At 32.5% G+C, this 20,935-nt stretch carries 18 protein-coding genes; 5 read left to right on the top strand and 13 right to left on the bottom strand.

Annotation, left to right across the window (positions count from 1 at the left end; all coding sequences use genetic code 11):
• The first annotated feature begins 40 nt into the window (after positions 1 to 40).
• Both AAEO58_RS01810 and AAEO58_RS01805 read left to right on the top strand, forming a co-directional pair.
• Positions 41 to 697: a porin family protein gene (locus AAEO58_RS01810; protein WP_341681431.1), complete on the top strand. Its 657-nt coding sequence runs from the start codon at positions 41 to 43 to the stop codon at positions 695 to 697.
• 5 nt (positions 698 to 702) lie between these two features.
• Positions 703 to 1,248, top strand: a complete 546-nt coding sequence (locus AAEO58_RS01805) for a hypothetical protein (RefSeq protein WP_341681430.1) — start codon at positions 703 to 705, stop codon at positions 1,246 to 1,248.
• A 2-nt stretch (positions 1,249 to 1,250) separates the two neighbouring features.
• On the opposite strand, the gene AAEO58_RS01800 is transcribed toward AAEO58_RS01805, so the two are convergent.
• The 8 genes from AAEO58_RS01800 to AAEO58_RS01765 form a co-directional block, all read right to left on the bottom strand.
• Positions 1,251 to 1,691, bottom strand: a complete 441-nt coding sequence (locus AAEO58_RS01800) for a hypothetical protein (protein ID WP_341681429.1) — start codon at positions 1,689 to 1,691, stop codon at positions 1,251 to 1,253.
• A gap of 181 nt (positions 1,692 to 1,872) precedes the next feature.
• On the bottom strand, positions 1,873 to 3,342 hold the full coding sequence (gene rpoN, locus AAEO58_RS01795) for an RNA polymerase factor sigma-54 (RefSeq protein WP_341681427.1): 1,470 nt from the start codon (positions 3,340 to 3,342) through the stop codon (positions 1,873 to 1,875).
• A 97-nt stretch (positions 3,343 to 3,439) separates the two neighbouring features.
• Positions 3,440 to 4,888, bottom strand: coding sequence for an asparagine--tRNA ligase (gene asnS / locus AAEO58_RS01790; protein WP_341681425.1), 1,449 nt, complete (start codon positions 4,886 to 4,888; stop codon positions 3,440 to 3,442).
• A gap of 29 nt (positions 4,889 to 4,917) precedes the next feature.
• Positions 4,918 to 7,329, bottom strand: coding sequence for an efflux RND transporter permease subunit (locus AAEO58_RS01785; RefSeq protein ID WP_341681423.1), 2,412 nt, complete (start codon positions 7,327 to 7,329; stop codon positions 4,918 to 4,920).
• A gap of 75 nt (positions 7,330 to 7,404) precedes the next feature.
• On the bottom strand, positions 7,405 to 9,888 hold the full coding sequence (locus tag AAEO58_RS01780; RefSeq protein ID WP_341681421.1) for a DUF5686 family protein: 2,484 nt from the start codon (positions 9,886 to 9,888) through the stop codon (positions 7,405 to 7,407).
• A 71-nt stretch (positions 9,889 to 9,959) separates the two neighbouring features.
• Positions 9,960 to 10,523 (bottom strand): ribosome recycling factor, encoded by a 564-nt coding sequence (gene frr / locus AAEO58_RS01775; RefSeq protein ID WP_341681420.1) that lies wholly within the window; start codon positions 10,521 to 10,523, stop codon positions 9,960 to 9,962.
• 44 nt (positions 10,524 to 10,567) lie between these two features.
• Positions 10,568 to 11,275, bottom strand: a complete 708-nt coding sequence (gene pyrH / locus AAEO58_RS01770) for a UMP kinase (protein ID WP_341681419.1) — start codon at positions 11,273 to 11,275, stop codon at positions 10,568 to 10,570.
• 114 nt (positions 11,276 to 11,389) lie between these two features.
• Positions 11,390 to 12,169 carry a patatin-like phospholipase family protein gene (locus AAEO58_RS01765; protein WP_341682349.1) on the bottom strand — a complete coding sequence of 260 codons (780 nt, stop codon included), beginning with the start codon at positions 12,167 to 12,169 and terminating at the stop codon, positions 11,390 to 11,392.
• A gap of 64 nt (positions 12,170 to 12,233) precedes the next feature.
• Between AAEO58_RS01765 and AAEO58_RS01760 the strand changes: the two genes are divergently transcribed.
• Entirely contained in the window at positions 12,234 to 12,839 is a 606-nt protein-coding gene (locus tag AAEO58_RS01760) for a thioredoxin family protein (protein ID WP_341681417.1), read from the top strand.
• Here the strand turns inward: AAEO58_RS01760 and AAEO58_RS01755 are convergent.
• From AAEO58_RS01755 to AAEO58_RS01735, 5 genes are read right to left on the bottom strand one after another with little or no spacing between them, the layout of a single operon-like run.
• Positions 12,831 to 13,451 carry a YiiX/YebB-like N1pC/P60 family cysteine hydrolase gene (locus tag AAEO58_RS01755; protein WP_341681415.1) on the bottom strand — a complete coding sequence of 207 codons (621 nt, stop codon included), beginning with the start codon at positions 13,449 to 13,451 and terminating at the stop codon, positions 12,831 to 12,833. The genes AAEO58_RS01760 and AAEO58_RS01755 overlap by 9 nt on opposite strands.
• Positions 13,441 to 14,139 (bottom strand): tRNA pseudouridine(55) synthase TruB, encoded by a 699-nt coding sequence (gene truB / locus AAEO58_RS01750; RefSeq protein WP_341681413.1) that lies wholly within the window; start codon positions 14,137 to 14,139, stop codon positions 13,441 to 13,443. Before truB ends, AAEO58_RS01755 begins: the two co-directional genes overlap by 11 nt.
• Positions 14,139 to 14,924 (bottom strand): undecaprenyl-diphosphate phosphatase, encoded by a 786-nt coding sequence (locus AAEO58_RS01745; RefSeq protein WP_341681411.1) that lies wholly within the window; start codon positions 14,922 to 14,924, stop codon positions 14,139 to 14,141. The genes truB and AAEO58_RS01745 overlap by 1 nt, the downstream gene beginning before the upstream one ends.
• 6 nt (positions 14,925 to 14,930) lie before the next feature.
• Complete coding sequence (locus AAEO58_RS01740) at positions 14,931 to 15,170, bottom strand: DUF3098 domain-containing protein (RefSeq protein ID WP_133608638.1); 240 nt, start codon at positions 15,168 to 15,170, stop codon at positions 14,931 to 14,933.
• 41 nt (positions 15,171 to 15,211) lie between these two features.
• A complete protein-coding gene (locus AAEO58_RS01735) occupies positions 15,212 to 16,087 on the bottom strand; it encodes a cell division protein FtsX (RefSeq protein ID WP_133608636.1) in 876 nt (291 codons plus the stop codon).
• Positions 16,088 to 16,203: 116 nt separating this feature from the next.
• Here AAEO58_RS01735 and AAEO58_RS01730 point away from each other — a divergent pair, with 116 nt between their 5' ends.
• Both AAEO58_RS01730 and leuS read left to right on the top strand, forming a co-directional pair.
• On the top strand, positions 16,204 to 17,865 hold the full coding sequence (locus AAEO58_RS01730; RefSeq protein ID WP_341681409.1) for a WG repeat-containing protein: 1,662 nt from the start codon (positions 16,204 to 16,206) through the stop codon (positions 17,863 to 17,865).
• A gap of 72 nt (positions 17,866 to 17,937) precedes the next feature.
• Complete coding sequence (gene leuS, locus AAEO58_RS01725; RefSeq protein ID WP_341681408.1) at positions 17,938 to 20,805, top strand: leucine--tRNA ligase; 2,868 nt, start codon at positions 17,938 to 17,940, stop codon at positions 20,803 to 20,805.
• Positions 20,806 to 20,935: the final 130 nt, after the last annotated feature.

Here is a 20,935-nt window from a genome sequence, read left to right as displayed (position 1 = left end):
AATTGCGTGCCTTTTTTTATTATTTTTATAAAAAAATATAATGCGATTATTTGTATCCCTTTTTTTTCTGTTTCACATAACAATTGGTTTTTCACAATCTGAAACAAAACCTGTTGTAGATTCTCTTTTTAGAGAAGATCAGTTCTATGTTTCCATAGCGTATAATTTTGTTCAAAAAGCACCCGATAATTTCAATCAGTATTCTTTTTCTACTGGTTTGTCTGCAGGGTTTTTAAGAGATTTTCCAATTTCTGAAAACAGACATTGGTCTATTGCTCCGGGTGTTGGTTATTCGTATAACGATTTAAAACAAAATATCGATTTATCTGCTGTTACAGAAAATTCTGATTTTGAATTGGTGAAAAGTAGAATTATTTTGCATTATGTTGATTTACCCTTAGAAATTCGTTGGCGAAATGCAACTCCTGATAGCCACAAATTTTGGAGAATTCATGCTGGTTTTATGGCAAGTTATTTAATTAATGGTAAATTTAAATATGAAGGTGGTTTAACAGGAAGCGAAAACATAAACGATATTTTAAATAAATTTCAGTACGCAACGTATTTAACTTTCGGATTCAACACTTGGAATGCTTATATTCATTATGGTTTAAATCCTTATTTTGATAAGGATAAAACAGCTGCTGAAAATAACATGACAACTTTGAAAATTGGTTTGATGTTTTATATTTTGTAGTTATAATGATTATAATCGAATTAATTTTTGGCTTTTTAATTGAAGTTCTCTTTGAATTTCCAGGAGCTTTTTTTAGATGGTTATATTTTGGTCGTAAGGAATCATTCTCAAATTTCATAAAAAGAAATAGTATCTATAATTACATAATTAGTTTTTTATTTATCATAACAAGTGGTTTTACAATAGCTTACTTAAACAATAGTAAATCTGTTGAAAATTGTATTTTGGATATGAAATTTCAAAGAGAGAATGAAAACCCTGGACCTGACTTGATTACCTTTAAAATTTCAAGCAATGATATTGTTTTTGAAGATAATAAAGAAAAGTATGGACTTGTTGAAGTTGTTATTGATGAAAATAAATCCTTTAAAACTAAGGTGTTTGAAATAACAAATGTTAAAAATAATGAATATGAATTAAAAGCACTTTCTCCATATTTTAGTTTAATCAATCATTATTCAGATGAAGAGGTATATTCTTTCTTCAATATAGAAAGTTTTACTATTTATATTACTTTAGATGATAAGAAGTTTGTTTTTGTTAAGTGTTGATTTTACAACCAATACTGATACAAAAACAGCTGTGGTCCAGCACCAATAATAATTCCGGCAATAAGTTCTGTGTAGGTGTGAGCTTTCATGTATAAACGCGAAGAAGCAACCAAACCCATACAAACAATACAAAAAGCAATAAGGTTAACAAAAGGCAGTTGGTAATACATGCTTAAGCCAAAAATAAAGCACGTTAAAGCACTAATTCCTATCATGTGTAAACTTGCCTTGAATTTTAAAATTACGCTGGTTAAAACGATTACACTGCTTAAAAATCCGCCAAGGAAAAAGAAATACAATTCGGCAACCGAATCTTGTGAAACGCTGAATTTTATTAAAACAAACAGCAAAATAGCTTGAACCGCAATAGGCATTTTTCTCTCGCTAATGCTGGCTTCGGTAAACGAACTTACAACTCCTAACGATCGAAATAAAAAATACATCGATAATGGCAATAACAAAGTCAATATTGTTACCTGTACTAAAGTGACTATTATTTGCGAATTGTAATAGAAAGAGTTGGTAATTAAAAAGAAAAATAAAGTACCATAAATGGAAACAAATATGGGGTGAAAAATATACGAAAAAACAGGTAATATTTTTTTTAAATCCATAATTACTCTGTTAGATTTTTTTTCTCAAACGCGCTACTGGAATATCTAATTGTTCGCGATATTTTGCGATGGTTCTTCTGGCAATTGGATAACCTCTTTCTTTTAAAATTTCGGCTAATTGATCATCTGGTAAAGGTTTCTTTTTGTCTTCTTCCGAAATAACTTGTTGTAAGATATTTTTAATTTCGATAGTAGAAACTTCTTCTCCTTGGTCATTAGTCATCGATTCACTAAAGAATTCTTTGATTAATTTCGTTCCGTATGGTGTGTCAACATATTTACTATTCGCTACACGCGAAACAGTTGAAATATCTAAACCAACCATATCAGCAATATCTTTTAGAATCATCGGACGAAGTTTTGTTTCTTCTCCTTCTAAAAAGTATTCTTGCTGATAAAACATAATCGCATTCATCGTAACATATAAGGTTTCCTGGCGTTGTTTAATCGCATCAATAAACCATTTTGCCGAATCTAATTTTTGTTTGATAAACTGAACCGCGTCTTTTTGAGAACTCGATTTTTCAGAAGTATCTTTATAACTCTGCAACATTTCTTGATAATCTTTAGAAACGTGCAATTCTGGAGCATTTCTTCCGTTTAACAAAAGTTCTAATTCGCCGTCAACAATTCGAATCGTAAAATCGGGAACAATGTGTTCTACCATTTTCTGATTGCCGTCAAAACTTCCTCCTGGTTTCGGATTTAGTTTTTCGATTTCATCAATCGCTTTTCTTAATTGTTGTTGCGAAACGTCAAATTTTTGCAATAATTTATCGTAATGTTTCTTACTAAAAGCATCAAATTGCTGTTCAATAACTTGAATGGCTAAATTGATAGAATCCGATGGTGTTTTATGTTTTAATTGCAATAATAAGCATTCTTGCAAATCGCGCGCACCTACACCAGCAGGTTCTAAATCTTGAACCAAATGCAAAATACGTTCTACAGTAGCTTCATCGGTATAAATACCTTGAGTAAAAGCCATGTCGTCAACAATATCTTGTGTAGTTCTTCGTATATAACCCATATCGTCAATACTTCCGACTAAAAATTCGGCAATATCGCGTTCGTCATCACTTAAAATAAACGTATTTAACTGATTGATTAAATCTTGATGAAAACTAACAGGTGCAGCAAATGGAAGTGATTTGTCATCATCGTCATCGCTGTAATTATTCGTTTGATATTTATAATCTGGCGTTTCGTCGTTACTTAAATACTCATCAATGTTGATGTCTTGTGCGTCGATATGGTCGTTGTCATAATCGTCATAATCATCATCGTTTGTGTTTACTTCATAATCATCCATCTCGTAATCATCTTCCTTGCTAGTTTCTTCTAAAGCAGGATTCTCAACCAATTCTTCCTGAAGACGTTGTTCAAATGCTTGCGTAGGCAATTGAATTAACTTCATCAACTGTATTTGTTGAGGCGATAATTTTTGAGATAATTTGAATTGTAAACTGTGTTTTAACATTAATGTTTATTTGTTTAACTGATTAATCGTTTAACTGTTGAATTGTTTATCAAATTTACGATTTAACACATCAACAGTTAAACAATTTAACAAGATTCTAAAATTCTGCGTTTTGTGGTGTTCTTGGGAAAGGAATTACGTCTCTAATGTTACCCATTCCTGTTACAAAAAGCACTAATCTTTCAAAACCTAATCCGAAACCTGAGTGAACAGCCGAACCGAATCTTCTCGTATCTAAATACCACCAAAGTTCTTCTTCGTCAATTCCTAAGGCTTTCATTTTTTCAACTAATACATCGTAACGCTCTTCTCTTTGCGAACCTCCAACGATTTCTCCAATTCCAGGGAATAAGATATCCATTGCTCTAACGGTTTCTTTTCCTGGCTCAGTATTGTCATTCAAACGCATGTAAAACGCTTTAATTTTTGCTGGATAATCAAATAAAATTACCGGACATTTAAAGTGTTTTTCTACTAAGAAACGTTCGTGCTCACTTTGTAAATCAGCACCCCATTCGTTAATGATATATTGGAATTTTTTCTTTTTATTTGGTGTAGAATCTTTTAAAATGTCAATAGCTTCTGTATAAGAAACACGTTTGAAGTTGTTGTCTAATACGAAACTTAATTTTTCTAAAAGTGACATCTCGCTTCTGTCCGCTTGCGGTTTTGACTTTTCTTCTTCTAATAATCTGCTTTCTAAGAATTTCAAATCATCACCACATTTGTCAACCGTATATTTGATAACGTATTTGATGAAATCTTCAGCCAAATCCATGTTGTCAGCCAAATCATTGAAAGCAACTTCTGGTTCAATCATCCAAAACTCTGCTAAATGACGCGACGTGTTTGAATTCTCTGCACGGAATGTTGGTCCAAAAGTATAAATTTGACCTAAAGCCATTGCGAAAGTTTCACCTTCTAATTGTCCAGAAACGGTTAAATTCGTTTGTTTTCCGAAGAAATCTTCTTTGTAGTTGATGCTTCCGTCTTCGCTTCTTGGAGCAGAACCATCAATTGGTAAAGCAGTTACTTGGAACATTTCTCCAGCACCTTCAGCATCAGAACCCGTAATAATAGGAGTATTTACATAGAAAAATCCTTTTTCTTGAAAATATTGATGTACTGCAAACGCTAAAGTTGAACGTACACGCATAATTGCTCCAAAAGCATTTGTTCTTACACGTAAATGCGCATTTTCACGTAAGAATTCTAATGAGTGTTTTTTAGGTTGCATTGGGAATTTCTCCGCATCGCTATCTCCTAAAATCTCTAATTTAGAAACTTGAATTTCAAATTTTTGACCAGCGCCTTTACTTTCTACCAATTCTCCTGTAACAGAAATAGCTGCTCCAGTTGTAATTCTTTTTAAAGTTTCATCAGGTGTGTTTTCAAAATCTACCACACACTGAATATTATGAATGGTTGAACCATCGTTCAACGCAATAAATTGATTGTTTCTAAATGTTCTAACCCAACCTTTAGCTGTTACTTCATGTAATGTTTTCGTGCTGTTTAAAAGGTCTATAACTTTTGAGTGTTTCATTTCGATTTATTATTTATAATGCAAATATACTATTTCTCGTTTGAATTTTCTTCTTCAATATCTTCAGCTAAAATATCTAATGTTGGTTCTAAGAATTCTTGTTGGTTGGCAATGGTTTTATCTAACGAAAGCAACAAGGCTGGTAATAAAATTAAGTTTGAAAGCATTGCAAAAAGCAAAGTTGTTGCCACCAATCCTCCTAAGGCAACTGTTCCTCCAAAACTTGATAATGTAAATACCGAGAATCCAAAAAATAATACTACTGAAGTGTAAAACATACTAATTCCTGCTTCTTTTAAAGTAGCATATACAGAGCGTTTTATTTTCCAATCATTGGCTTTTAATTCTTGACGGTATTTTGCCAAAAAGTGAATGGTATCGTCAACCGAAATTCCGAAAGCAATACTAAATACTAAAATGGTGGATGGTTTAATTGGAATTCCAAAATATCCCATTAATCCTGCTGTCATTACCAATGGTAAAATGTTGGGTAATAACGAAACCACAATCATTTTGAATGAACGGAACATATAAGCCATCAACAATGAAATCAAAACAATTGCAAAAAGTAGCGATTCTACTAAATTGTCAATCAAATAATGGGTTCCTTTTTCAAATACATATGCTTTTCCAGTTAGTGAAACTTCATAACGTTCTTTTGGAAAAATATGATTGATTTTATCTTGTAAACGTTCTTCTATTTTTTGCATTTTATCGGTACCAATATCTCTCATGAAAGTCGTAATACGAGCATATTGACCTGTACTATCAACATAGCTTTTCAGCATGTTTTCATTTCCTTTTTGAGTAGAATTTTTTATGTAGGATAGAATAAAAGCTTCTTCTTGTTTTGTTGGTAATTCGTAAAATTCCGGATTTCCATTATAGTAAGCTTGTTTGGAATATTTAACCAAATTCACGACCGAAACTGGTTTTGATAATTCTGGAATTTCTTCTATGGTTTGCTGAAGTTCTTCAATTCGTTTTAAAGTGACTGATTTTAAGGCGCCTTTAGGTCTTTTTGTGTTAATTACAATTTCAAGAGGCATAACGCCGTCAAATTCTTTTTCGTAGAAAACAATATCTTTAAAGAATGGTGCTTTTTTCGGCATGTCTTCAATAATACTTCCTGAAACTGTGATTTGATAAATTCCAATAATCCCTAAAACCAATATTCCAATTGCAGTTGAAAAAACCGCAACACGATGATGTCTAATGGTGTTTTCTATCCAATTTATAAAAGCTGCCATATAGTTTTTGCCTAAATGCGCCAAGTGTTTTTCCTTTGGCATTGGCATATAGCTATAAACAATTGGGATGATGATTAAGCATAAAATAAACAAGAAAACAATGTTTAATGAAGCAACAATACCGAACTCACTTAACAGTTTACTATCCGTAAAAATAAAGGTACCAAAACCAGCTGCAGTAGTTAAATTCGTCATCAAAGTAGCATTTCCTACTTTTGAAATTACACGTTGTAAAGACTTGGCTTTATTACCATGATTCTTGATTTCTTGTTGGTATTTATTAATTAGAAAAATACAGTTAGGAATACCAATTACAATAATTAATGGGGGAATAATCGCCGTTAAAACCGTGATTTCGTAGTTTAAAAGCCCTAGTGTTCCAAACGACCACATTACGCCAATAATCACCACAAACATGGAAATCATAGTCGCTCTGAAACTTCTAAAGAAGAAGAAGAACAACAAAGATGTAATTCCAAGTGCTGCACCCACAAACAATCCAATTTCGCTAATAATACTGTTAGCGTTTAATGTTCGAATGTATGGCATTCCCGAAACACGGAGGTCTAATCCAGTTTCTTTTTCAAAGGCGTTTATCTTCTCTTGGCTAAGATGTTTTTCGATGAAAGCTTTTCTTGCGGGTGTGTTTACAATTTTTTTATCCATGTAAATTGCAAAACGAACAGCGCCACTTTCTTTATTAAAAAGCATTCCTTCGTAAAAAGGTAAGTCGTTATAGAACTCTTTTTCTTTAGTTTTTAAATAACTATCTGAAATACTATCGTTGTTTATAAAAGGGACTAATTTGAATTTTTGAGCAATCGTATCTTTTTCTAATACACGTAAATCTTCAATAGAAAGTGTAAGCTCGGTTGCTTTGTCTTTTTTTATTTCTGAAACAAATTTTTCCCAGGCTTTGTAATTTTTTTCGGTAAAGAAATTTTTGTCTTTAAATCCTAGAACTACTAAGTTTCCTTCTTCGCCGAATTTTTCTAAAAATGAATTGTACTGAATATTTACCTCATGATCATCAGGTAGTAAGTTAGCTTCAGTGAAGGTAAAACGCATGTTTTTCCACTGAAAACTCATAAAAATAGTAAATAGTAAAATAAGGATTAAAAGAAAAACGCGGTTTCTTAAAATTTTACTGGCAATATAATCCCAAAAACTGGTGCTTAACCACTTTAACATCTCTCAAAAATTAGGGTGCAAAGGTAGTAAATCTTACTTAATTTATTGGTTTTGAAGGTGACAATTAAGTTAAATTTAAAGTCCTAAATCCAAATAGTAAGAAACTTTAATGGCAATGTTGTCATCGAAGTTAGCTAATTGATATGGACCATATCTGTAAAATGCCACTAAACCAATTCCTTTGTAGATTTTATTACATTCTATACCACTTTCAAAAAAGCCATCTTCCATCGTGTTGTAGCTGATACCAAGATGTTGATTGTCGTCTTTGTTTGAACCAAATGCCATTCGTGTAACAACTGTAAATTCGGGATTAATTTTATAACCTAAACGAATTTTATTAAAAGTATGTTTCAATTGCAAAGAAGCATATTGATTAGAGAAAAACTCGTTAAAATACATAGTTTCAAAACTGTTTTTCCCTGCAAAGGTAACACGTTGTAAAATAGCGTCACGATTTAAATTATTTGGAACAATACTGTACAAATGTGTTATTGGAACATCGCCAAACGCTATTCCTGTTTGTAGCAAAATCGAACTTTTTTGTCCAGATAAATATGGCAATTCATAAAACGTTTTGAAATCTATTTTTGAAAAAGCAAAATCATTTTCTAACACACCTGGTAATGTTTGGGTAAGTTGAAGCGAAAATTTTGGATGACGTTTTTCGTATTCAATTTTTCCCATTGGTGTTTGCATGTAATTGCTGAATGGATTCCATTGGAATGCTAACTGCACTGTACTAATTGTATAATCAGTATATGATTTTCCATCATTTACAAAAGTATAATCAAAAAGGGGTTGAATTTGATTGTGTGAAACCCCAAAATAGCTAGATGTTTTTGGTAAAAACTTACTTTCAACAAATACCGAACTCATTCTATTGTTGTAAAAAGTGGAAATATTGATTGGTCGAGGATCGTAAATTTTAAATCTACGAGAATCGGTGATAAAATTGGTTTGTGCAATCTCACTAATATCATCTGAATAAGATGCACTTACCCATGTTTCAGAGTTTGAATGCGCTAAATAGGAAGGTGTGATTCCATACTTGAATTCGTCATCTTTAAATCCGTAGGCGCCATAAAAAGCAACTTTGTATTTTTCTGATAATTTTGAATTGGTAACCGCACCAACACCTAATCTAAATCCTTCAAAATTGTTATATTTTATAATACTTCGTAAGTCTATGTCAAAAATTGAAACAGGAAAATAGCCATTAATAATTTTTCTTCCTAAAAACACTTTGTGCTCAATTCGTTCTGAAAGTGATAAACTATCGATTGAAGTATAAGTTCGGAGTTTTCTCTTATCGAGTGTGTCTTTTTTAAACGCATTCCAATACTCATTTTCTTGTTTTAAGCTTGATTGTGGCACTTCAATTTTTACTCTTGGTTTTGAAATAGAAATTGGTTTATTGATTTCAATGTCAAAAGGTGTCGATTCTATTGAAATATAGGCTTGGTCGGTTGCATTTTTGCTTTCGGTTAAATCTAAATCGGAACTAAATTTTATAGTACCTCCTAAAATTTTAATATCGTCTTGGTTGTTTCCTTTTGAAACTTTAAATTTTCTATTTTTAGGAAACCAAATGTCGGTATCTTTTCTGTAATCAAAGGTGTAAGTCGCATTGATATTTACTACTCCATAAATACGAAAATACGCTTTTGCAATAGCATAATTTTGAGTGTCAATGTAGAGTAATCCTCTCAATCGATTTGTATTGATCTTCTTTGGTTCAAAATAGATTCTGTAAGCACTTCTTCCGTCAATTTTTACAGTATCTATTAATTTGTAGTTGTACAGTTTTCGTCCAAAATTTGAAATGGGATTTTGTACTGGAATTTCCAAAATTTCAAACGGATTTTCATAAACCGAATAGGAGATAAGTTTTAAACCTAAATATTCATAAACTGGTTGTTCAAAACCAGCCATTCGAGTGGCCAAAACCGTTTCCTTGTTTTGAAATTGATTGTGCTGAATTAAATTGACTTTCTCTGTTTGATACAAGTGTTGTTTTTCAGAAAACTTCTTGAATTTATAATTCGTTGAATCTAATTTCATTAAAGGTTTTCTTAAAAACCTCTTTTTGTAAATAGTATCAATTTTTGAAGAAATACTATCCGGGTTTGCTGTTACTTGAAGGTATTCGTAGTTTTTGTATTGAAAACTCGATAATCCTTTTTCAGGATCATTTGATTTTCGGTTTTCAATTACTTTTTTGATGATATTGTTAACGTCGTTTTCTGTGTAGATTTCAGCTTTTTTTTCGTTTAAATCGTTTACCAACTTAATTGTAATATTGACAACCTTTGGTTCTGGATAGGTGATTTTTTCATAATAGCCTTTAAAATTGACTTTTATTGGCACTTTAAAATCATTCACATTAACAGAGAATTTTCCTTCCCAGTCGGCATTAAATTTGGTATTGTTGTAAGTAATAGTAGCAAAAGCAATAGGCACTTTTGAATCAAAGTCGATAATTTGTCCTTTTATTTTGGTTTGCGCTACTAAACTGTTGGTGATAATAATGCACAAAAAAAGCCAAAAATATTTCATGTAAGTAATTTCAAGTATTTCTACAAATATATTCAAAATAAAAAATCCCGAGTGTTAATCGGGACTTAAATTTATACTTTCATGATTTCAGCTTCTTTAATAGCTAAAAGTTCATCTATTTTCTTGATGAAAGAATCGGTTAATTTCTGAACATCTTCTTCAGCTTTTTTGCAAATGTCTTCTGCGGTTCCGTCTTTTTCTTCTTTTTTGATATCAGAATTTGCATCTTTTCTGTGGTTTCTAATCCCAATTTTTGCATCTTCAGCTTCAGCTTTTGCTTGTTTTACCAAGTCGCGTCTTCTTTCTTCAGTTAATGCTGGAATATTGATAATAATGTTATCACCATTGTTCATTGGGTTTAACCCTAAATTAGCAATCATAATTGCTTTTTCAATAGGATGTAACATGTTTTTTTCCCAAGGCGTTACCGTTAGGGTACGAGCATCAGGAGCATTAATGTTAGCAACTTGCGACAATGGTGTTTGAGAACCATAATAATCTACAAAAACACCACCTAACATTTGAGGTGAAGCTTTTCCAGCTCTAATGTTTAAAAATTCTTTTTCTAAATGCGCAACAGAACCTACCATAGCTTCTTTTGCACTGTCTAAAATAAAGTTAATTTCTTCTGTCATCTCTCTAAATTTTTACTTTGTACTTCTAGTTTTGTACTTCGTATTTATATTGTTACCGTTGTTCCGATAGTTTCTCCTTCACATACTTTTAATAAGTTACCATCTTTATTCATATCAAATACAATAATAGGTAATTTATTTTCTTGACTCAATGTAAAAGCAGTTGTGTCCATTACATTTAATCCTTTTGCTAATACATCTTCAAACGAAATAAAGTCAAATTTTTCTGCATCAGCATTTTTTTCTGGGTCAGAAGTGTAAACTCCATCTACACGAGTTCCTTTTAAAATTACGTCAGCACCTACTTCAATTCCTCTCAAAACTGCAGCAGTGTCTGTTGTAAAATAAGGATTTCCTGTTCCTGCACCAAAAATCACAATTCTTCCTTTTTCTAAATGACGCGTTGCTCTTCTTTTGATATAAGGTTCAGCAATAGCTTCAATTTTTAAAGCGGTTTGTAAACGTGTTTGCATTCCAGCTTCCTCTAAAGCACCTTGTAAAGCCATTCCATTTATAACTGTTGCTAACATTCCCATATAATCCCCTTGCACTCTGTCCATTCCGTTACTTGCACCAGCTACACCTCTAAAAATGTTTCCACCACCAATAACGATAGCGATTTCTACACCTTTATCGTGAATTTGTTTTATCTCTTCAGCGTACTCAGCCAAGCGTTGTGGGTCAATTCCATATTGTCTATCACCCATTAAAGCTTCACCGCTTAATTTTAGAAGAATTCTTTTGTATTTCATTCCCGTTTATTTTTTTAATGGAGTCATGCTTTCGCAAGCTCAAGTCATCGTGTTGTATTATTTGTGGTGCAAATATAGTTAAATAGCTTTTTTCTAAAAAAAATGTTTTAACATTTATGTTGCTAAATTTTCATATGATTTTTTGGCTTCGTTGTAACCAATCTCAAATAACTGATCCATTTTGGATTTATTGGTTTCAAAGGTGCTATAATCAGCGAGTTCTTTTGGTTCAATTACCCAATCACATAAGCTAAATTTTTGGTAATTGTAATTGGCATATAACAAATCAAAAGCCCTACTTGTAACCGATTTAATTGATTTTAAATCATGTGCTTCGATGTTTTGAATGGGACTTACATAAATTCCAATGATGGCATCACATCTTCCTTGAACTAAATCGGTTGGAAAATGATTCAAAATACCACCATCGCTGTATAATTTTCCATTAATTTGATAAGGCGACAACATTCCAGGAAATGAGGATGAAGCCAAAATAGCATCCGAAAGTTTGGTTTCATTGCCAAAAACTTTCAGTTTGCCTCTAACCAAATCAGTTGCCGTAATGTGAACCGGAATTTTTAAATCACCAATTTTTGTATCATGTAAAATCGATTCAAAGTCTTTCTTGAACGATTCCGAATCAATAATACCCGCTTTTTTAAACGTAAAATTTTTCCAATGAAAAAAGTAAATCGACTTGAAAAACTCTAAAATTTCTTCCGGACTTTTCCCAAAAGCATATAAACCACCTACTATAGCACCAGCACTTGTTCCTGCTATACAAGAAGCATGTATGCCTTGTTCGGTTAAAAACTGAAGCGCTCCGGCTTGTGCAATTCCTTTAGAACCACCACCTGATAACACAATTCCAATTGATTTTGATTTAAAATCCATTTGTAACATTTCTTACATTTTATTTTCAAAATTAGACTTAAATTTGCCAAATAAAGTTAAGAAGATGATAAATACTATAAAACAAGCATTAGAAAACAGTTTTTCTTTTGCCGATTACAGAAAAAAAGTAACCAGTTTAATTGCTGAAGGGAAATCTACAGGTCACACGCAATCAGAAGATTTATTAAAATATTCCGAACTAAACGAAACCAGAATGAATCGTTTAGAAAAAACTATAGAAGTTACACCTGAAACAAAAGTTAAACTACAAAACTTAGATAAAAAGTACATTTGGTTAGTGCTAAGCGAAGGTTGGTGCGGTGATGCGGCTCAAATTGTTCCTGTGATTCATAAAATGGCGGATGTTACAGATAAGGTAGAGTTAAAAATTGCTTTGCGCGATGATAACGATGCTTTAATGCAACATTTTTTAACGAATGGAGGAAAAGCAATTCCTAAATTAATCGTTTTAGATGCTGAAACTTTAGAAGTAGTTTTAGATTGGGGCCCAAGACCTCATGGTGCAAAACAATTAATCTTAGATTACAAAGCGGCTCACGGAGTAGTAGATGAACCAGCAAAAATTGAATTGCAAAAATGGTATTTACACGATAAAGGAATTTCGATTCAGAATGAAATTGTGGAAATGCACGAAAATATCTTAGCGTAAAGTTCCTATAATTTTTAATTTATCAGAAGTGGAAATTCCGCCAGGGTTACAACCGAGTTGCCCTTCCGGGATTTCCATTTTTAGTTTTTGGTAATAATCTGCCCAAACTTCGAAATATTCATTTGATTTTGGCGATTTGAAAGTCATTGGATACAAATCAAATAATGGTTTTTTATACGAATGCAAAAACGCATCATAAATTAATTCTGAACAATAGTATTTTCCATTGTCGTACAAATATTCATCATCATAAGGAATGCCAACTTGTTGCAATGAAAAAGTAATGGCTTCTGGAATGTATTTGCGGTATTTGTTTTTCAGTCTTCCTACAAACATTTCTTCGTTTGTGTAGGTTTTAAAGGTTTCGTATGGAGTTACTTTCACTGCTTTTCCAGCTGCTTCAATTACGAAAATAGAATCGTTTTTGATGTAAACCATTCCTAAATGACTAAAATCTTTTCCTTGATAACCTTCGGTAACTTCGTTAATGGCTTCGCAAAGTGGCCCGCAATTCATAGATTGAAATAAAATATCGCCTGTTTTTAGTTTTACATTTTGCGAAAAACTAAATTGGAATAAAAGAAATAATAGAAGGAATGTTTTATTTTTCATCTTCATGCAATTGTGCAAAATCATCAGGTGTAATTGCATTTTCAACTGAATAATCACCGATTTTTGTACGACGAAGCGCTGTTAAATGTCCGCCAGATTGCAACGCTAATCCAAAATCATAAGCTAACGAACGAATATAAGTTCCTTTGCTACATTTAACTCTAAATTCTACTTCTGGTAACTGAATTTTCGTGATTTCAAATTCGTAAATCGTAGTTTTTCTAGATTGAATTTCCACTTCCTCGCCTGCGCGAGCGTGCTCATACAAACGTTTTCCATCTTTTTTAATAGCAGAAAAAACAGGTGGTTTCTGGTCGATTTCACCAATAAATTGTTTTGTAGTTTCCAAAATCAATTCTTCGGTAATATGTTCTGTTGGAAAAGTAGCGTCAATTTCGGTTTCTAAATCGTAAGATGGAGTAGTTGCTCCAACTATAATCGTTCCAGTATATTCTTTGGCTTGTGCCTGAATTTCGGTAATGCTTTTGGTGAATTTACCAGTGCAAATAATTAATAAGCCAGTCGCTAACGGATCTAAAGTTCCAGCATGACCGATTTTAAATTTCTTTGGTAAATCGTATTTGCGTTTTAAAATGTATTTCAATTTATTAACCGCTTGAAACGATGACCATTTCAAGGGTTTGTCGATTAAAAGGACTTTTCCTGCTAAAATTTCTTCGGCATTCATTAGATAATAGTTAATTTTTGTACGAAGAAATGAATTAATAAAATTGCAACTCCGGCAACAATTCGGTAATAACCAAATATTTTAAATCCGTGTTTGGTTAAAAATCCGATAAATGATTTGATAGCAATTAGGGCTACAATAAATCCGACTACATTTCCAATGATTAATAAATTAATTTGGTCGTCAGAAAGCACAAAGCCATCTTTATAATAATCGTATGATTTTTTCAAAGTTGCTCCTAACATGGTTGGAATCGCTAAGAAAAACGAAAATTCAGCTGCTGTTGTTCGCGATAATTTTTGTGTCATTCCGCCAACGATGCTAGCGCCACTTCTAGAAACACCAGGAATCATAGCTAAACATTGGAACAATCCAATTTTAAAAGCGGTTAAATAGGAAATTTCAGTTCCTTCAGAATTGCCAAACCATTCGTCGACTTTCAATAATAAAAATCCCCCAATAATTAACGAAATAGCTACTGTGATAGGGTTTTCTAATAAACCATCGATAAAATCACCCAATAACAACCCAAAAATTACGGCTGGAATAAAAGCAACAAATAATTTAAAGTAAAAATCAAGCGATTGAAAAAAACGTTTGAAATATAAAACAATTACGGAAAGTATGGTTCCCAACTGAATTACAATTGTAAAAAGTTTAGTAAAATCGTCATGTGCAATGCCAAAAAAAGACGAAGCAATAATCATATGACCCGTTGAAGAAACAGGTAAAAATTCTGTTATTCCTTCAATAATGGCAAGAATAATGGCTTGTAAAACATCCATAAAGTATTACTTCTTCGGATTTTTTAAAATCGAATAAATCGTAATTCCGAATCCAATTAAAACTACGGTTGGAGCTAAACGAATTCTTCTGAAACTGAATAATTCTTCACCATTGAAAACGTTAGGATCTTCGCTTCCGCCACCGCTCATTAAAATGAATCCAAGTCCAATTACGGCTAATCCAATTAAAAGAATTTTATAATTTACTTTATCAAAAAGAAATTCAGGTTTATTGTTATTTTCCATACTATAAATTTTTTAAATCAGTGCATACTAAACACTAATTACTAATAAAGATCATCTGTTTTTAAATTCAAGAAACGTTGTGTAGCAAAAAATGTACTAATTGAAGTAATGATAATTCCAACAACTAACACTCCGAAAATTACTATTGCAATAGAAACGTAATCTTTTGCAATGCCTAAACTTGGGAATAAGCTGTCAACATAAAACACTAAAAATAGTAAAGCAATAATTGCTAATCCAGAACCAATTAATCCTAATTTAATACTTCTCCAAATAAATGGTTTTCTGATGAACGATTTTGTAGCTCCTACCATTTGCATCGTTTTAATTGTAAAGCGATGTGAATAAACAGAAAGGCGTAACGAACTATTGATTAACAACATTGCCACAACAGTTAAGATGGCACTGATGATTAAAATCCAAAAACTGATTTTAGTTACGTTTTTGTTTACCATATCTACTAATTCTTTATCGTAAATAATTTCAGTAACCATTTCGTTTTTACGAATATTACGTTCAATTTTTTGGATGCTATCTGCAATTACATAATCTCCTTTTAAATGGATGTCAAATGAATTTTGTAAAGGATTGAAACCTAAGAATTCCATAAAATCTTCACCTACAATATCTACGTTGTTTTTAGCAGCGCTGTCTTTGTGTACAAACGCATAGTCTTTAATGAATTTTGCGTTTTTCAATTCGGTGTCAAATGCACTAATCATAGTGTCATTAGCATCGTTATTAAAGAAAACGGTCATTGGAATGTTTTCTTTAAAATCATTTGTTATCTTTTTTGAATTGATTACAAAAAGTCCTAAAGCTCCTAAAAGGAATAACACTAAAAAGATACTTAAAACTACCGAAAAGTAAGACGATATTAAACGTCGCTTGTTGTAATTTTCAAAAGATGATGCCATAAAATTCTATTTAAGCCGTAAAAATAGTAAAGAAATTTTGTTTACATAGAATATAACAACAAAGTTTTAACTTTAGTATTTATTATCTGTAAATTTGAAGCTTTAAATTCATAAAAATGACATTAAAATTTAAGTTTTCGGCACTATTATTCTTTTTTGCACTAAGCTTAACGGCACAAGAAAATATTTTTCCTTATCGAGAAGGTAATTTATGGGGTTTATGTGATGAAAAAGCAACGGTTTTGATAGCTCCAAAATACGATGCCATAAAAAAAGAAAGAGGTAAAGGCGCTACTTTTTTTCAAGCTTCTTTAGGAAATAATTCGGGAGTTTACATAGGTTCAAAAAATGTAATTCCAGTAGAATTTCAAGATTTACGTTATGTCTCAAATAATTTAATAATTGCCGTAAAAAAAGGAGCTGATAAAAAAGAAATTAACTATTTATACAACACAAAAGGAGAATTACTAGTTAATCAACCGCTTTCTTCTTTAAAAGGAATCAAAGGGAATGACAAGCGTTATGATAGTAGTTTTATAATTGGTTTTTATATAAAGGATTTAGAAGGAAAAGAGTCATTAGTAAATCTAGATTATTACAATGAAAACAAGTTAAGTTATGTCATAAAAGATGTTTTTTCGATAGAATTAGATAATAAAAAATCAAAAGAAGAATTAGCAATTGCCTACGTAAAACAAACAGCAACAAGTGCTGTTGAAACTAAATATTTTAGAGTAGAAGGAAGTCAAATCATTCTTTTAGATGCTAAAAAAGACAGTCAGTATATTCAAGAAAATACAGGAGTTAAAAGAAAAAAAGACAGCTACAATGGGTATGATAATAACGTAGCGGTTCCCAACATGGATAGTGAAATGGTAGCGGAAGTAGAAGAGCCAAGAGGTTATTCAGGAACTGGTTCAGGAAGTGGAGACGGGCCAGGAAGAGGAAATACTACCAGAAAACAGCCAAAAGGAACTTCTTACTACAAATATGCTTTAATAGAAAATAAAATTGAAGTTGAGGTTTCAAACAATGTTACCAAAAACAAAAAGACAGTTAAATTCCCAATTAAAGCTGATAAAATTGAAGTTTTCAAAACGAAAGGTGTTCTTACAGATGATAAATCGAATGCTGATACTATACAAACGTATTTCAATTACGTCATTTACCAAAAGAAAAATAAATTTGGTTTAGTCTACCAATTTCCATTTCAAAAAAGTGTTGAATATGATTTCCTGGAGCCTATGAAATCTGAAAGAAAATATGATCCAAGCGGTAAAAATTATTTCAAAGTTGGGATATTGGATAAAAAAACCAAAATCATGAAATATGGTATTATCGATGTCAATCATACTTTTATCTTGCCTGCTGAATATGACGATATCAAAATGGGATACTCCATAACATCATCATTTAAAGAGCAAGTGTTTTTAGTCAAGAAAAATAACTTGTTTGGATTAGTTTCCGAAAACAAAGAGTTCAAATTACCTCTCGAGTTTGATGGCATTACATTCAATCCGGAAAATCAAAGTTTCTTGAGAGTAAAAAAAGGGAATCAACATTCGGCTTACATAAGTTATTACAGTAATTCAGATTATGTATTGACATTACTTCCTGTGTATTATCCGTATCCTGTTAGAGAAATTAAATACACCATTAGTAGTGGCAAAAAAGGAATTTCCTTGTTGGAAGCAATAGAATATATCGCTTTAGAAGACGAAAATGGAAACTTCAAAGGCTACGCTAATCCAAACGGAACACTATATTTTAAAGATTAGTTTTATAAAAGTTTTATAAAACGTATTTTTGCACCTTTATTTTTCGGATAAAACCGATAACAGAAAACTGAAATGAAATACCACCACGAAAAAATCGAAGCCAAATGGCAACAATATTGGGCAGAAAACCAAACTTTTGCTGCATCAAATAATAGCGAAAAACCAAAATACTATGTATTAGACATGTTTCCTTATCCTTCGGGAGCGGGTTTGCACGTTGGGCATCCACTAGGTTACATTGCTTCTGATATTGTTGCAAGATATAAAAGACATCAAGGTTTTAATGTGTTGCATCCGCAAGGGTACGATTCATTTGGTTTACCGGCCGAACAATATGCGATTCAAACGGGTCAACATCCAGCAGATACAACGCGTATGAATATTGAAGGTGGTGTGGATAAATCAGGAAATACCATTCAAGGGTATAGAAATCAGTTGGATAGAATTGGTTTTTCTTTCGATTGGAGTCGTGAAGTGCGAACTTCTAATCCAGATTATTACAAACATACACAGTGGATTTTCATTCAATTATTCGAATCTTGGTACAATAAAAATTCGGATAAAGCGGAAAGCATTTGTACGTTAATGCAGGAATTTGATAAAAACGGGAATGCCAATGTAAATGCTGTTTGTGATGATAATATTGCGCCATTTTCAGCTGAAGATTGGAAATCATTTTCATCGTCAGCACAACAAAAAATACTTTTACAATATAGATTAACCTATTTAGCCGAAACCGAAGTAAACTGGTGCGCAGCTTTAGGAACCGTTTTAGCGAATGACGAAATTGTAAACGGCGTTTCAGAACGTGGTGGACATCCAGTTGTTCGTAAGAAAATGACACAATGGTCAATGCGAATTTCTGCTTATGCGGAACGTTTATTGCAAGGTTTAAATGAAATCGATTGGAGTGAATCCATCAAAGAATCACAAAGAAATTGGATTGGAAAATCAGTTGGAGCAATGGTTTCTTTCAACGTGAATAATCACGATGCGAAAATTGACGTGTTTACGACTCGACCTGATACGATTTTCGGAGTTACTTTTATGACATTAGCGCCTGAGCACGATTTGGTTTCCCAAATTACCACTCCAGAACAAAAAGCTGCAGTGGAAGCGTATGTAGAAGCAACTGCAAAACGTTCAGAACGTGAAAGAATGGCAGATGTAAAAACCATTTCAGGAGTTTTTACAGGTGCTTATGCTGAACATCCATTTACAAAAGAACCAATTCCAGTTTGGATTGGTGATTACGTGTTAGCAGGTTACGGAACGGGTGCTGTTATGGCGGTTCCATGTGGGGATGAGCGTGATTATGCTTTCGCGAATTTCTTCAAAGGAACTAATGGAATGCCAGCAATTAAAAACATTTTCAATCAAGATATTTCAGAAGCAGCTTTTGGAGAAAAAAGTGGTTTCGAATTAGTAAATTCTGATTTCTTAAACGGATTAGATTACAAATCGGGAACGAAAAAAATCATCGAAGAATTAGAAAAAATAGACGCAGGAAATGCCAAAGTAAATTACCGTTTACGTGATGCCGTTTTCTCTCGCCAAAGATATTGGGGTGAACCTTTTCCGGTTTATTACGTGAATGGTTTACCACAAATGATTGACAAAAAACACTTGCCAATTGTGTTGCCAGAAGTTGAAAAATATTTACCAACCGAAGACGGACAACCACCTTTAGGTAACGCACCAGTTTGGGCTTGGGATTCTGAAAATAATGAAGTGGTTAACAATGATTTAATTGACAACTCAAAAGTGTTTCCTTTGGAATTGAACACCATGCCAGGTTGGGCGGGTTCTTCTTGGTATTGGATGCGTTATATGGATGCACACAACACCGAAGAGTTTGCAAATGAAGAAGCCTTAAAATATTGGGAAAGTGTAGATTTATATATTGGCGGAAGCGAGCACGCAACCGGACATTTATTATACTCTCGTTTTTGGAATAAATTCTTAAAAGACAGAGGTTATGCACCAACCGAAGAACCATTCAAAAAACTGATCAATCAAGGAATGATTTTGGGAATGAGTGCTTTTGTTTACAGAAGTGAAGATTCTAAAACTTTATATTCTAAAGGATTAATTAAAGATAAAAACGTTCATCCAATTCACGTTGATTTGGCTGTAATTAATGATATTACGAACGAATTAAACATCGAGGCGTTCAAAAACCATCCTTTATATTCTGACTATGCGAATGCAGAATTCATTTTAGAAGATGGAAAATACATTGTTGGTCGTGAAGTAGAAAAAATGTCGAAATCGAAATACAATGTAGTTTCGCCAGATGATATTTGTGAAGAATACGGAGCAGATACGTTACGTTTGTACGAAATGTTTTTAGGACCATTAGAGCAATCTAAACCTTGGAACACGGCTGGTATTACTGGAGTTTCTGGTTTCTTGAAAAAATTATGGCGTTTGTATTTTGATGACAACGGTTCTGTAATTGTAAACGACGAACCAACAGCAGAAATGTACAAATCGTTACACAAAACCATCAAAAAAGTTACAGAAGATATTGAGAATTTCTCCTTCAATACCTCGGTTTCTCAATTCATGATTTGCGTAAATGAATTACAACAATTAAAATGCAATCACCGTGCGATTTTAGAACCATTAGCTATTTTAGTTTCACCTTATGCACCACATATTGCAGAAGAATTATGGAGCGCTTTAGGTCACGAAGGTTCAATTGCAACCGTTGCTTTTCCAAAATTTGAAGCCAAATATTTAGTTGAATCTGAAAAGGAATATCCAGTTTCATTCAATGGAAAAATGCGTTTCACTATTAAGTTGCCTTTAGATTTAACTGCAGCTCAAATCGAAGAAATCGTAATGGCTGATGAAAGAACACAAGCGCAATTACAAGGTAGAACACCAAACAAAGTTATTATCGTTCCAGGTAAGATTATTAATTTGGTAGGATAAGGACTTTTTTGTCATTCTGAACTTGTTTCAGAATCTATAATTGAATAACCGCAGATTCGCAGATTTTAATCTATGAGTCTGCGGTTTATTATTTTCCCTCTTTTAGAGGGGTGTCATAAGTGTGGGGTGT

The sequence above is a fragment of the Flavobacterium helocola genome (genome assembly GCF_038289885.1).
GTDB classification, from domain to species: Bacteria; Bacteroidota; Bacteroidia; order Flavobacteriales; family Flavobacteriaceae; genus Flavobacterium; species Flavobacterium cheniae.
Note: the sequence above shows the minus strand (reverse complement) of the source record. Positions and strands in the feature narration are given on the sequence as shown.

Bases quoted from the DNA above. Each gene is read 5' to 3' on its own strand.
- AAEO58_RS01810 (WP_341681431.1), top strand. From the start codon at position 41: ATGCGATTATTTGTATCCCTTTTTTTTCTGTTTCACATAACAATTGGT.
- AAEO58_RS01805 (WP_341681430.1), top strand. From the start codon at position 703: ATGATTATAATCGAATTAATTTTTGGCTTTTTAATTGAAGTTCTCTTT.
- AAEO58_RS01800 (WP_341681429.1), bottom strand. From the start codon at position 1,691: ATGTATTTTTTATTTCGATCGTTAGGAGTTGTAAGTTCGTTTACCGAA.
- rpoN (WP_341681427.1), bottom strand. From the start codon at position 3,342: ATGTTAAAACACAGTTTACAATTCAAATTATCTCAAAAATTATCGCCT.
- asnS (WP_341681425.1), bottom strand. From the start codon at position 4,888: ATGAAACACTCAAAAGTTATAGACCTTTTAAACAGCACGAAAACATTA.
- AAEO58_RS01785 (WP_341681423.1), bottom strand. From the start codon at position 7,329: ATGTTAAAGTGGTTAAGCACCAGTTTTTGGGATTATATTGCCAGTAAA.
- AAEO58_RS01780 (WP_341681421.1), bottom strand. From the start codon at position 9,888: ATGAAATATTTTTGGCTTTTTTTGTGCATTATTATCACCAACAGTTTA.
- frr (WP_341681420.1), bottom strand. From the start codon at position 10,523: ATGACAGAAGAAATTAACTTTATTTTAGACAGTGCAAAAGAAGCTATG.
- pyrH (WP_341681419.1), bottom strand. From the start codon at position 11,275: ATGAAATACAAAAGAATTCTTCTAAAATTAAGCGGTGAAGCTTTAATG.
- AAEO58_RS01765 (WP_341682349.1), bottom strand. From the start codon at position 12,169: ATGGATTTTAAATCAAAATCAATTGGAATTGTGTTATCAGGTGGTGGT.
- AAEO58_RS01760 (WP_341681417.1), top strand. From the start codon at position 12,234: ATGATAAATACTATAAAACAAGCATTAGAAAACAGTTTTTCTTTTGCC.
- AAEO58_RS01755 (WP_341681415.1), bottom strand. From the start codon at position 13,451: ATGAAAAATAAAACATTCCTTCTATTATTTCTTTTATTCCAATTTAGT.
- truB (WP_341681413.1), bottom strand. From the start codon at position 14,139: ATGAATGCCGAAGAAATTTTAGCAGGAAAAGTCCTTTTAATCGACAAA.
- AAEO58_RS01745 (WP_341681411.1), bottom strand. From the start codon at position 14,924: ATGGATGTTTTACAAGCCATTATTCTTGCCATTATTGAAGGAATAACA.
- AAEO58_RS01740 (WP_133608638.1), bottom strand. From the start codon at position 15,170: ATGGAAAATAACAATAAACCTGAATTTCTTTTTGATAAAGTAAATTAT.
- AAEO58_RS01735 (WP_133608636.1), bottom strand. From the start codon at position 16,087: ATGGCATCATCTTTTGAAAATTACAACAAGCGACGTTTAATATCGTCT.
- AAEO58_RS01730 (WP_341681409.1), top strand. From the start codon at position 16,204: ATGACATTAAAATTTAAGTTTTCGGCACTATTATTCTTTTTTGCACTA.
- leuS (WP_341681408.1), top strand. From the start codon at position 17,938: ATGAAATACCACCACGAAAAAATCGAAGCCAAATGGCAACAATATTGG.